Origin of the sequence: Streptomyces sp. (genome assembly GCF_031181555.1) — a bacterium.
Taxonomy (GTDB): Bacteria; Actinomycetota; Actinomycetes; order Streptomycetales; family Streptomycetaceae; genus Streptomyces; species Streptomyces fimbriatus.
Window position 1 is genome coordinate 24,781 of the sequence record NZ_JAPSKQ010000015.1, and the last position, 11,753, is coordinate 36,533.

12 protein-coding genes and 1 riboswitch are annotated in these 11,753 nt (G+C 70.4%); of the genes, 6 read left to right on the forward strand and 6 right to left on the reverse strand.

Annotated elements, in window-relative coordinates; genetic code table 11:
- Window positions 1-87: 87 nt before the first annotated feature.
- From RIM90_RS05605 to RIM90_RS05620, 4 genes are all read right to left on the reverse strand, one after another.
- Entirely contained in the window at window positions 88-993 is a 906-nt protein-coding gene (locus tag RIM90_RS05605) for a LysR family transcriptional regulator (protein WP_309059432.1), read from the reverse strand.
- 228 nt (window positions 994-1,221) lie between these two features.
- Window positions 1,222-2,391 carry a cystathionine gamma-lyase gene (locus RIM90_RS05610; protein WP_309059433.1) on the reverse strand — a complete coding sequence of 390 codons (1,170 nt, stop codon included), beginning with the start codon at window positions 2,389-2,391 and terminating at the stop codon, window positions 1,222-1,224.
- On the reverse strand, window positions 2,388-2,879 hold the full coding sequence (locus RIM90_RS05615; RefSeq protein ID WP_309059434.1) for a low molecular weight protein-tyrosine-phosphatase: 492 nt from the start codon (window positions 2,877-2,879) through the stop codon (window positions 2,388-2,390). The genes RIM90_RS05610 and RIM90_RS05615 overlap by 4 nt, the downstream gene beginning before the upstream one ends.
- Before the next feature lie 5 nt (window positions 2,880-2,884).
- Complete coding sequence (locus tag RIM90_RS05620; RefSeq protein WP_309059435.1) at window positions 2,885-3,262, reverse strand: phage holin family protein; 378 nt, start codon at window positions 3,260-3,262, stop codon at window positions 2,885-2,887.
- A 60-nt stretch (window positions 3,263-3,322) separates the two neighbouring features.
- Here RIM90_RS05620 and RIM90_RS05625 point away from each other — a divergent pair, with 60 nt between their 5' ends.
- From RIM90_RS05625 to RIM90_RS05640, 4 genes are all read left to right on the forward strand, one after another.
- Window positions 3,323-3,640, forward strand: a complete 318-nt coding sequence (locus RIM90_RS05625) for a cupin domain-containing protein (protein ID WP_309059436.1) — start codon at window positions 3,323-3,325, stop codon at window positions 3,638-3,640.
- Window positions 3,641-3,789: 149 nt separating this feature from the next.
- The gene (locus RIM90_RS05630; protein WP_309059437.1) at window positions 3,790-4,002 is read left to right on the forward strand and encodes a DUF5326 family protein; all 213 of its coding nucleotides are present in this window, start codon (window positions 3,790-3,792) and stop codon (window positions 4,000-4,002) included.
- 293 nt (window positions 4,003-4,295) lie between these two features.
- Window positions 4,296-5,030, forward strand: a complete 735-nt coding sequence (locus tag RIM90_RS05635) for an IclR family transcriptional regulator C-terminal domain-containing protein (protein WP_309059460.1) — start codon at window positions 4,296-4,298, stop codon at window positions 5,028-5,030.
- A gap of 98 nt (window positions 5,031-5,128) precedes the next feature.
- Window positions 5,129-5,563, forward strand: coding sequence for an SsgA family sporulation/cell division regulator (locus RIM90_RS05640; protein ID WP_159534586.1), 435 nt, complete (start codon window positions 5,129-5,131; stop codon window positions 5,561-5,563).
- Window positions 5,564-5,690: 127 nt separating this feature from the next.
- On the opposite strand, the gene RIM90_RS05645 is transcribed toward RIM90_RS05640, so the two are convergent.
- The gene (locus RIM90_RS05645) at window positions 5,691-7,091 is read right to left on the reverse strand and encodes a YibE/F family protein (RefSeq protein ID WP_309059438.1); all 1,401 of its coding nucleotides are present in this window, start codon (window positions 7,089-7,091) and stop codon (window positions 5,691-5,693) included.
- A gap of 72 nt (window positions 7,092-7,163) precedes the next feature.
- Window positions 7,164-7,354, forward strand: a riboswitch (TPP riboswitch).
- Between RIM90_RS05645 and thiC the strand changes: the two genes are divergently transcribed.
- Window positions 7,347-9,143: a phosphomethylpyrimidine synthase ThiC gene (gene thiC / locus RIM90_RS05650; RefSeq protein ID WP_309059439.1), complete on the forward strand. Its 1,797-nt coding sequence runs from the start codon at window positions 7,347-7,349 to the stop codon at window positions 9,141-9,143. (Overlaps the previous riboswitch by 8 nt.)
- 109 nt (window positions 9,144-9,252) lie before the next feature.
- Window positions 9,253-10,692, forward strand: coding sequence for a VWA domain-containing protein (locus tag RIM90_RS05655; protein ID WP_309059440.1), 1,440 nt, complete (start codon window positions 9,253-9,255; stop codon window positions 10,690-10,692).
- 150 nt (window positions 10,693-10,842) lie between these two features.
- Here the strand turns inward: RIM90_RS05655 and RIM90_RS05660 are convergent, their stop codons facing one another.
- Window positions 10,843-11,703 (reverse strand): hypothetical protein, encoded by an 861-nt coding sequence (locus RIM90_RS05660; RefSeq protein WP_309059441.1) that lies wholly within the window; start codon window positions 11,701-11,703, stop codon window positions 10,843-10,845.
- Window positions 11,704-11,753 lie beyond the last annotated feature (50 nt).

Sequence of the window (11,753 nt, forward strand, 5' to 3'; positions counted from 1 at the left end):
GGGGGAAATGTGGCCCGGCTGGTTCCACGTGAAACATCGCGAAACGTCACCGGCCGAGCTCTCGGAGTGAGACATCCGCGCGGAGGGTCAGCACCAGCCGGTGGCCGCCTGCTGCAACCGCTCGTAGGCACGGGCGATGTGCGGCATCGCCAGCGTGCCGGTGCGGACCACCAGGAAGTACGTCCGCAGCGGGGGCACCGTCGGTTCATGCAGAGTGATCACATCTCCCCGTTCGAGTGCCGCCGCGCACAGATAGCGGGGCAGCACCGCCAGCCCCGCGCCCGCCGCGGCGCAGGCCAGCACGGCGCGTAGATCCGGGACGATCACGGTTCCCGGGGTGACAGGACGGGAGTCGAACACAGAGGCCCAGTAGCGGGAGACGAACGGCAGCGACTCGTGGACCTCGATCACCGGGACCTGCTCAAGGACGGACCTCCCGGTGCGGCGGAGTGCGCCGGGACCGATCCGCTCGGCCCAGCGCGGAGCGGCGACCAGGACGTGCTCCTCGTCGCAGAGCGCAGTTGCCAGGAGCAGGGCGCCGCGCGGCCGGACCGTGCTGATGGCCAGATCATGGTGCCCGGCGGCCAGCCCTTCCAGGGTTTCCTCGGCGGTACCGAAGGAGGCCCGCAGGGCGAAGCTCTGACCGTCGTCGCCGGCCAGCTCCGTCAGCACGGGTAACGCCCGCTCGGCGGTGAACTCCGGGGGACCGGCCAGATGGAGGGTGCGTAAGGAGGAGTCGTCCTCGAGACCGGACTCGGCGATCTCCACGAGGGCGTCGAGGTGCGGTGCCGCCTTGTGGGCGAGCTCGTCCCCGATGGTCGTCGGCGTCACACCGCGGGCCTGCCGCAGGAACAGAGGTCTCCCCAGTTGCCGCTCCAGCGTCCGTATCTGGGAGGTGACGGCCGGCTGGGAGAGGCCGAGCAAGGCGGCGGCACGAGTGAAGGAACCGGCCCGGTGCACGGTCACGAAGGTCCGCAGCAAGGCCAGATCCACCGCACACCCTCCCCCTGTCAGCCCCGCTGCCGGCTTCGGACGCGCCCCACTATAAATAAGTCGATAGGTCGCTGTCGCTACTGTGATTGGACACTGACCCTGAGTCAACTAGCCTGGTTCGCGCGGTTCCTCGCGCGCGGAACCGAGGACGGTCCGAGCCACGAGGGGGGAGGCTCGGACCGTCCACCGTGATGGTCGGGGCGCCTGGCGACCCGACCGCACAGGCGGTCAGTCAGCGGATTCGTCCAGCGCGCGCAGCACGTCCGCCACCAGGTCCTCGGGGTCCTCGGCGCCCACGGAGAAGCGGACGAAGCCCTCCGGCACCGCGTCCCCGCCCCACCGGCCGCGCCGCTCCGCAGTGGAGCGCACGCCGCCGAAGCTCGTCGCGTCGTCCACCAGCCGCAGCCCATCGAGGAAACGGTCGGCACGCGCGCGCGTGGGCAGGGTGAAGGAGACCACGCACCCGTAGCGCCGCATCTGCTGCGAGGCGGTCTTGTGCGAGGGATCGTCCGGCAGTCCCGGATAGCGGAGCCCCGTCACCTCGGGCCGCTTCCGCAGCGCCTGGGCGAGCGTCAGAGCGGTGGCGTTCTGCCGATCGACACGCAGCTGGAGCGTGGCGAGGGAGCGGTGCGCCAGCCAGGCCTCCATGGGCCCGGGAATGGCACCGACGATCTTGCGCCAGCGGCGGACGGCGGCCATGGCCTCGGCGTCGCGGCCGGTGACGTATCCCAGGAGGACGTCGCCGTGCCCGGTGAGCTGCTTGGTGCCGCTGGCCACCGCGAAGTCGGCACCGAGTTCCAGCGGGCGCTGGCCGAGCGGCGTCGCGAGGGTGTTGTCGACGGCGACCAGGGCACCCCGCGCGTGTGCCGCCTCGGCGAGCCGTCGCACGTCGCACACGTCCAGCCCGGGATTCGACGGCGTCTCGATCCACAGCAGCTTCGCGCCGTCGAGGACCTCGAGCTGGGCGTCACCGCCCGTCGGCGCGGTGCGCACCTCGATGCCGTACGTCTCCAGCTGGGCGCGTACGAGGGGAAGTGCCTGATAACCGTCGTTCGGCAGGACGACGGTGTCCCCGGCGCGGAGCTGGGAGAAGAGCACCGAGGAGATCGCGGCCATGCCCGAGGCGAACACCAGGGCCTCGACGCCGTCCTGCCCGGGCGCCTCCAGCTCGGCGACGGCCCGCTCCAGCAGCGTCCAGGTCGGGTTCTCGTCCCGGCCGTAGGTATACGGGCCGGTGGGGTCACCCGGCAGGTGGAAGTGGGCGGCGAACACGGGCCCGGGCAGGGTCGGCTCGTGCTTGACCGGCTCGGGCAGCCCGGCCCGCACCGCGCGGGTGCCGTCACCCGCTCCGTCCGGCAGCGCCGGCCCGTGGCCCGCGCCCGTCGTCGAATCGCTCATGCCGCTTGTCCTTCCACCTGCTCGCGTACCGCGGCGAGCAGACCGGCGCTCGCCGCCTCCACCATCTCAAGACACTCGTCGAAGCCGTCCGCGCCCCCGTAATAGGGGTCGGGTACGTCGAGATCGTCACCGGCGGCGGGGTCGTAGGAACGCAGCAGACGCACCTTGTCCGCGTCCCGCTCCGTGGGGGCCAGGCGGCGCAGCGCCCTGAGGTGGCCGGAATCGAGCGCGATGACGAGATCGAGGCGGGCGAACCAGGACGGGTCGAACTGCCGGGCCGTGTGGACGGTGCCGTAGCCGTTCTCCTGGAGGACGGTCACCGTGCGGGGGTCGGCGCCGTCCCCCTCGTGCCAGCCGCCGGTGCCGGCGCTGTCGACCTCGACCAGGCCGTCCAGACCGGCCTCGGCCACACGTGCCCGGAAGACGGACTCGGCCATCGGGGAGCGGCAGATGTTGCCGGTGCAGACGAAGCAGACGCGGTAGGTCATCGTGCTCAGTCCCCGTCGGGCAGGACGACGTTGAGCGCCCAGGAGACGACCGAGACGATCAGGCCGCCCAGTACGGCCGTCCAGAAGCCCTCCACATGGAAGCTCAGGTCGACCTGGTCGGCGAGCCAGGAGGTGAGCAGCAGCATCAACGCGTTCACGACGAGGGTGAACAGGCCGAGCGTCACGATGAGCAGGGGCAGACTCAGGAGCTTCACGACCGGCTTGACCAGGAAGTTCACCAGGCCGAAGATCAGCGCGACCAGGATCAGCGTGCCGATCTTCCTGCCCGTGCTGTCGCCGGTCAGGGTGATCTTGTCGAGCAGCCACACCGCGACCGCCAGGGCGCCCGCGTTGGCGATCGTCTTGACTAGGAAATTCTTCATGTGTCTGATCGTGGCAGACAGGATCGGGCACGAGCAGTGAGTCAGGGGCGGGACAAGGTGATGAAGGCATTCCGGCTGGATGAACTGGAGGCGGAGCGCGCCGCCAACGACGGGGCGTACCTACAGTTCCTGCGGGAGCGGAACATGTCGGTCGGCCTCTACGCCCTGGACGCGGGCGCGCAGGACCCGCAGCAGCCGCACCACCAGGACGAGGTGTACTTCGTCGTCAGCGGCCGGGCGGCGATCACCGTCGGCACGGAGACCACCCAGGTGGCACGCGGCAGCGTCGTGTACGTACCGGCCGGCGTGGCGCACAAGTTCCACCACATCAGCGAGGACCTGCGGGTTCTGGTGGTGTTCTCTCCCCCGGAGAGCTGAGTCGCGGCCTCGGGGTTCCCTAGGGGACGGGTCAGGGGAGGACAAGGGATCCGAGCCCCCCGCCGGACCGCACCCGGCCCTAGCATCGAGTGCAGGACACCATCGACACGACCCGGTACTCGGCGGGCGGAGAGGTAAGGGGCAAGGCGATGCGAGAGATCTTCGCGGGACTGCCGTGGTGGGTGAAGTGGATCGCGGTGCCGGTCATCGCCCTGGTCGTGTTCGGCGGGCTGATAATGAGCGTGGTCGGCTTCGTGATCGGACTCCTCTTCAAGGTGCTGGTGTTCGTGGCTCTGGTCGGCGGTCTGATCTACGTCGTACGGAAGTTCACGTCGAGTTCCTCGTCTCGCAGCGACTGGTGAGCCCAGGGGGACCGGTGGTGCGGTAATGGGAATCACCGGTTCCCTCGGGCGGGGGAAGTTTCCCCGGCGAGCCGTCTGCGTGCGGTGACAGCCGGTTAGAGTCCGGAACTCGACGCGGGGACCATCCCCGCGAGCGGCGACCCCCACCCGTGTTTCCCCGCACGGGCTGCCCCCTCGCGTTTCGGGAGTGACCCTTGGCCACGACTGGCACCGCCCCTGCACACCTGACCGCTGCCGTCCCCCCGCAGCCCCGTGCGTCGGCGTCCCCCGCACCGGCGTCCACCACCACGCTCATCGGCTCCGTACAGCGAGCCATGCGCCTGCTGGAGACCGTCGCCGGGCACCCGTACGGTGCCCCCGCCAAGCAGCTGGCCCGCGAGGCCGGGTTGGCGCTTCCCACCACGTACCACCTGCTGCGCACCCTCGTGCACGAGGGCTACCTGTGCCGCGACAAGGGGCTGTTCTTCCTCGGCGAGGCGACCGAGCGGCTGACCGGCAGCGGAGCCGAGCAGAAACGTCGCAGCACGGTCGCCGACATGCTGGCCCGCTGGCGGGACGCGGTCGGCGTGCCCGTGTACTACGCCGTGTACCGCGGGGGCGAGATCGACGTCATGTCCGTCTCCGACACCCCCGTCCACCCCGCGGTACAGGAGTGGGCCGACTTCCGCGAGACCGGCCACGCACACGCCGTCGGACAGTGCCTGCTCTCCCAGCTCGACGAGGAGGCCCGCCGCGACCACCTCGGCCGCTATCCCGTGCGGTCCGTCACGCCCTACACCGTGCGTGACGCGCAGAGCCTCCTGAGGCGCCTGGAGCGGGTACGGCGCATGGAGCTGGTGACCGAGCGCCAGGAGTACGCCCTGGGGACGGTCTGCGCGGCGATCCCGGTCACCGTCGGCACCACGGCCGCGGCGGTGGCCGTCTCCCTGCCCGCACACCAGGCCGACCGGCTCCTCCCCACGGCACAGAGACTGCAGGCCGAGATGGGACGCATGGTGGGGTCGTTGACGCTCTCTATCAGTATCTGAAAACTCACTCCTTGTGATCTGCTGTGTACGTTCAGCAAGATTCCACCAGGTGTCAGGGTCCATGCCCGGCCAGTCCGCGGCGAATGACGGGGTAGGCGATGCGCGAATCCGTACAGGCAGAGGTCATGATGAGCTTTCTCGTGTCGGAGGAGCTGTCCTTCCGCATCCCGGTGGAGCTGCGCTACGACACCTGCGATCCCTACGCCGTGCGGCTGACCTTCCACTTGCCCGGGGACGCTCCCGTGACCTGGGCATTCGGCCGGGAGTTGCTGATCGACGGCGTCGGCCGCCCGTGTGGCGAGGGCGACGTACGCGTCTCACCGGTCGACCCCGAGACGCTGGGCGAGGTGCTGATCCGGCTTCAGGTGGGCAGTGACCAGGCCCTGTTCCGCTCGTCGACCGCACCGCTCGTGGCCTTCCTCGACCGCACCGACAAGCTGGTGCCGCTGGGCCAGGAGGGGGCGCTCGCCGACTTCGACGCCCACCTCGACGACGCACTGGACCGGATCCTGGCGGAGCAGGGCGCCGGGTGAAGCGTTACGCCAGTCGGGTGGCAGTGGGCGGAACGCTTCACCGCGTTCCGCCACGCTCCGCGGGAACGCTTCCGTGGAGACGGCCCCCGGCGGAGCCGGTCACGTCGGCCGGCCGGCGCGACCGGCGTCAGCGCTTGCGGCGCCTGCCCCTCCCGCCGCGTGCCGGAGCCGGCCGGGCGTCCTGCGCCGGTGTCTGAACCGCCGACCGGTCGGCCGAGACCACCAGGGCGGCCAGGGCCGTGGTGACCGGCACCGAGGCGACCAGGCCGATCGAGCCGATCAGGGTCCGCACGATCTCCTCCGCGACCAGTTCGCTGTTCGCGACCGTCCCCACGCTGCTCTGCGCGATGGAGAACAGCAGCAGCAGCGGCAGCGCGGCGCCCGCGTAGGCGAGGACGAGCGTGTTGACCACGGACGCGATGTGATCGCGGCCGATGCGGATGCCCGCGCGATACAGCCCGCGCCAGCCCATCGCCGGGTTGGCCTCGTGCAGCTCCCAGACCGCGGAGGTCTGGGTGACCGTCACGTCGTCGAGGACGCCGAGCGAACCGATGATGACGCCGGCCAGCAGCAGACCGCTCATGTCGATCTCCGGGTACAGCCCGTGGATCAGACCGGTGTTGTCGTCGGTGTTGCCGGTCAGTGCGGCCCAGCCGATGAAGACCGAGCCGAGGACGCCGATCAGCAGCAGGGAGATCAGCGTGCCGAGCGCCGCCACGGACGTACGCGCCGACAGCCCGTGGCACAGATAGAGCGCGACCAGCATGATCGCGCTGGCTCCCACCACCGCCACGACCAACGGGTTCGAGCCCTGCAGGATCGCGGGCAGGATGAAGAAGTTCAGCACCATGAAACTGATCGCCAGCGCGACCAGCGCCATCACACCGCGCAGCCTCCCCACGGCCACGACGGCGAGCGCGAAGACGCCGGCGAGCAGGGCCAGGGGGAGACGCCGGTTCACGTCGGTGACCGAGTACTGCAGGTCCTCCGGCGCGGAGGGCTCGTAGGCGACGATGACCTCCTGGCGCTCGCTCAACTGCCGGGACTGGTCAGGCTGCACGATCTCGGTGAACGTACGGCCCTTGTCCTTGCCGGTGTCGACCCGGATCGTCGCCTTCTTGCAGGTGCCGGTCGCCTGCTGCTGGGCGGAGGAGCCCTCGGCGGTGGAGGTGTCGCCGGTCGGGACGCCTCCGGAGGCGTTGACGGACTGGCAGCTCACCTCCACCACCTCGGTGACCGTGGCGTGCTGCGTCTGCCGGTCGAAACCGACGCCGGTGCGCTCGTGCCCCGGGGCACCGCCCGGCCACAGCACGGCGAGGCCGATCAGCACCGCCGCGGCGAACGGAATCAGGATCGCCGCGATGACCTTGCGCAGGTGCTGGGAGACGGGGGCCGCCGGGCCGTGCCCGTGCGAGTGGCCGTGTCCGCCTCCGGAGCCACCTCCGTTGCCGTGTCCGCCGCCGCTTCCGGCGCCGGATCCGTGGGGTGGTTCGGGCGGTGGGTACGGGGGAGGCTGCGTCGAGGTCACCGACCGATCATCGCAAGAACGAGGGGGGCCCTCTGTTCACCGCGCCAGAAAGGACGCTAGCGTGGAGTCACCTTTTGTACACGCGGGAGCTCGGAGCACCGGGCTGAGAGGGCGCTGACCTCCGTCCCAACGATGTTTCACATGAAACATCACCGAAGTGCGAGTGATGTTTCACACGGAACGTCGACAGACGGAAGCCGCTGCGTCGACCGCCGAACCTGTTACCGGGTAATGCCGGCGTAGGGAGTAGGTCTCATGACCAACAAGGACGCACGCACGCCTGCCTCCACGCAGAACCCGACGGAGACGTCGGCGGACGGAGAGGCCGGGAAGTCCATCGGCTGGCACAAGGCGTACGTCGAGGGCACACGCCCCGACCTGCGGGTGCCGGTCCGTCAGGTGCACCTCACCAACGGGCAGTCGGTCACGCTGTACGACACATCGGGCCCGTACACCGACCCACTCGTCGACACCGACGTCCGCAGGGGCCTGGCCCCGCTGCGGGAGAACTGGATCATCGCCCGCGGTGACACGGAGGAGTACGCGGGCCGTCCCGTCCGTCCCGAGGACGACGGGATCAAGCACACCTCGCCGCGCGGTGGCCTGCGCAACCTCGACGCGGTCTTCCCCGGCCGGCCGCGTCAGCCGCGCCGGGGCCGCGAGGGCCGGGCGGTCACACAGCTGGCGTACGCGCGCCGTGGTGAGATCACGCCCGAGATGGAGTTCGTGGCGATCCGGGAGAACGTCTCCCCCGAGGTGGTCCGCGAGGAGATCGCGGCGGGCCGGGCGGTGCTGCCGGCCAACGTCAACCACCCGGAGACCGAGCCGATGATCATCGGCAAGCGGTTCCTGGTGAAGGTCAACGCCAACATCGGCAACTCGGCGGTGACGTCCTCCATCGAGGAGGAGGTGGAGAAGATGACGTGGGCGACCCGCTGGGGCGCCGACACGGTCATGGACCTCTCCACCGGCCGCAACATCCACACCACCCGGGAATGGGTGCTGCGCAACTCCCCCGTCCCCATCGGCACCGTGCCGCTCTACCAGGCCCTGGAGAAGGTCGACGGCAGGGCCGAGGAACTGACCTGGGAGATCTACAAGGACACGGTCATCGAACAGGCCGAGCAGGGTGTGGACTACATGACGGTCCACGCCGGCGTGCGGCTCGCGTACGTACCGCTCACCGCGAACCGCAAGACCGGCATCGTCTCGCGCGGCGGCTCGATCATGGCCGCGTGGTGCCTGGCACACCACAAGGAATCGTTCCTGTACGAGAACTTCGAGGAGCTCTGCGAGATCCTCGCCGCGTACGACGTCACCTACTCGCTCGGCGACGGCCTCAGGCCCGGTTCGATCGCGGACGCCAACGACGAGGCGCAGTTCGCGGAGTTGCGCACGCTCGGCGAACTCAACCGGATCGCGAAGCGTTTCAACGTTCAGACCATGATCGAGGGCCCGGGTCATGTCCCGATGCACAAGATCAAGGAGAACATCGACCTTCAGCAGGAGATCTGCGATGAAGCCCCGTTCTATACGCTCGGCCCGCTGACGACGGACGTCGCGCCGGCGTACGACCACATCACCTCCGGGATCGGCGCCGCGATGATCGCCTGGTGGGGCACGGCCATGCTCTGCTACGTCACGCCCAAGGAACACCTGGGCCTGCCCAACCGGGACGACGTCAAGACCGGCGTCATCACCTACAAGATCGCCGCTCACGCCGCCGACCTCGCCAAGGGCCACCCGGGTGCACAGGAGTGGGACGACGCACTGTCGGACGCCCGCTTCGAGTTCCGGTGGGAGGACCAGTTCAACCTCGCCCTCGACCCGGACACGGCACGTGAGTTCCACGACGAGACCCTGCCGGCCGAACCGGCCAAGACGGCTCACTTCTGCTCGATGTGCGGGCCGAAGTTCTGCTCGATGAAGATCTCGCAGGACATCCGCCGGGAACACGGTGGCAGCCGGGCCGAGATCGAGGAGGGCATGGCGCAGAAGTCGAAGGAGTTCGCGGCGGCGGGCAACCGCGTGTACCTGCCGATCGCGGACTGAGTGTCCGCGGGGTGGTGCTCGCGGTGGGTTCCACGGCGGGCACCACTCCCCAGGGGGTACGCCGGGGCCTCCCCTCCCCTTTGCGGTGCCGACTCGGCAGACTGATCCCATGACAGCGAGCTCCATGAGCAAGGGATCCAACCTTCCCGTCGATGCCCCCGCGGTGCGCGTTGAGCTCGCTTGGGCGGCCGGTCCGGGTGTGCCCGACATCGACGCCTCGGCTCTGCTCCTCACGGAGGCCGGGCGGGTGCGGGACGACGGCGACTTCGTCTTCTACAACCAGCCGCGGCACGCGTCGGGTGCCGTGACGCACCAGGGGAAGCGGAGTGCCGCCGGTACCGCGACCGACACCGTGGAGGTGGACCTGCGCTCGCTGGAACCGGCCGTCGAGCGGATCGTGCTGTGCGCGTCGGCCGACGGCGGGACCTTCGGCCAGGTGCCGGGACTGGTCCTCCGGCTGCTCGACGCAGGGACGGGGACCGAGGTCGCGCGGTTCGACATGGTGGCCGGGACGGAGACCGCGTTCATCGGCGGCGAGTTGTACCGACGACAGGGGAAGTGGAAGTTCCGCGCGGTGGGGCAGGGGTACGCCTCCGGGCTCGCCGGGCTGGCCACCGACTTCGGTATCACCGTGGACGACGCCTCTCCGGCGGACGGTGGTTCCCCGGCGGCCACCGCCCCGGTGCCCCCGGCCGCACCAGCCACACCAGCCACACCGGCCCCGCCGGTTCCTCCCGCGGTGCCCGCGGCGGCCGCACCGCCCCCCGTCCCCCGGACGGGCGCCCCGCGGCTGACCAAGGGTGAGGAGCGGCTGCCCGTGGACATGCGCAAGCGGTTGTCCCTGCGCAAGGAGCAGGTCGCGGTCAGTCTGCGCAAGCACGGGGCCACCGGGGTCACCGCGCGTGTCATCCTCGTCCTGGACGCCTCCGGGTCCATGTCCTTCCTGTACTCCAAGGGGGTCGTGGCCGATGTCGTCGAGCGCATGGCCGCCGTCGCCGCGCAGTTGGACGACGACGGTGAGATGCAGGCCTGGACGTTCGCCTCGAACCCGGCCAGGCTGCCCGATCTGCGGCTCGGCGAGCTTCCCGAGTGGCTGCGGCTGCATGTGCGCGTGGGGGAGATGAGTCTCTTCCGGCGCGGGCGGAAGAAGGGGCTGGACCCGCGCCAGGTCGACATGCGGGAGGTGGGCATCCAGAACGAGGAGCAGAAGGTCATCGCGGAGGTGCGCGCGTACGTCCGGGAGAACCCCGCCTCCGTGCCGACCCTCGTGCTGTTCTTCTCCGACGGCGGTGTCTACCGCAACGCCGAGATCGAGCGGCAGTTGCGCGAGGCCGTCGAGGAGCCGGTCTTCTGGCAGTTCGTGGGGCTGGGCCGGTCGAACTACGGCGTGCTGGAGCGGTTCGACACGCTGCCCGGGCGCCGTGTCGACAACGTCGGTTTCTTCGCCGTCGACGACATCAGCACCGTGCCGGACCCGGAGCTGTACGACCGTCTGCTGTCCGAGTTCCCGACGTGGATCACGGCCGCGGGCCGGGCGGGCATCCTCTGACCGGCGCACGGCGACGGCCTGCCACAGCGGGAACCCGCCCACTCGGCGCCCGCCCGACCGGAACCGCCCACCCGGCTCGCGTCCCCCGACGCGGAGGCCCCGAGAGGCTCCGCCCGGAAGGGAGCGCAAGCCGACGGACGGGCCGTCCGGCTACTCCGGCTGGTGCTCCGGTCCCCCGAAGTCCGGGCTCGAGTAGTCCGGGCTCGAGTAGCTCGGCCGCGGGCCGCGGGCCGGGCCTTCGCCCGGGCTGGTGAAACCCGGCCGGTCGTAACCGAGGTGCGGAATACGGCTGGTCGGCGCGGGCGGTGCCGTGTGGTGCAGTGCGGTGGCCGCCGCCGGGTCGGTGAGCGCGTCCCGCAGGAACGGCAGGATCCCCCGTTCCAGCAGTGCCTCGCGCCAGGCGTCCCTGGCCCGGGCCAACTCCCCGTCGAGTTCGTCGTACGAGGCACCGAGGGCCGAGGGCTTGTTGCGCAGTGCGGTGAGCAGCAGGCCCACCGCGGCGACGAGGATGGCGACCGCCGTCACGGCGCCGAACACCCAGCCGGTGGTGAGCATGGTCCGGGCGAACGCGGCGCCGGGGTCGAGCATCCGCAGGACGTAGCCGACGAGCAGGAATATCGCGGCGGCGGTTCCGGCCAGGACCGGGGCCAGGACGGCGACGACGGCGACGGCGCCCGCGCCGGCGGCCTCACCCATGGTGGTGGCGAGCCCCACCGCGTTCGTGTCCGGCTCGGCGGAGTCGGACTCGCGGACGGACGGGGCGGCCGGCGCCGGGGGCCGGCGCAGTTCCTCGCGGACCTTCACGTAGTGCTGGTACTCGGTCGCCGCGGCCGCCGTGATGATCGCGGAGGCGTTGAGCGCCATCGTGCGCAGCTGTTCGGGATTGAGCCGCTGTCCGACAGCGGTCAGTTCCGGGTGGTGTGGTGCGGAGCGCAGCGCCTCATCGAGAATCCGCTCGTATTCCTTGCGGTCCTCGCTCGACAGGTACTGCGGAACGCTGTTCATGTGCATCCCCCGATGCTCCGTAGGGCTTGGGGCTCGGCATGCTGACGAGCCGTCGG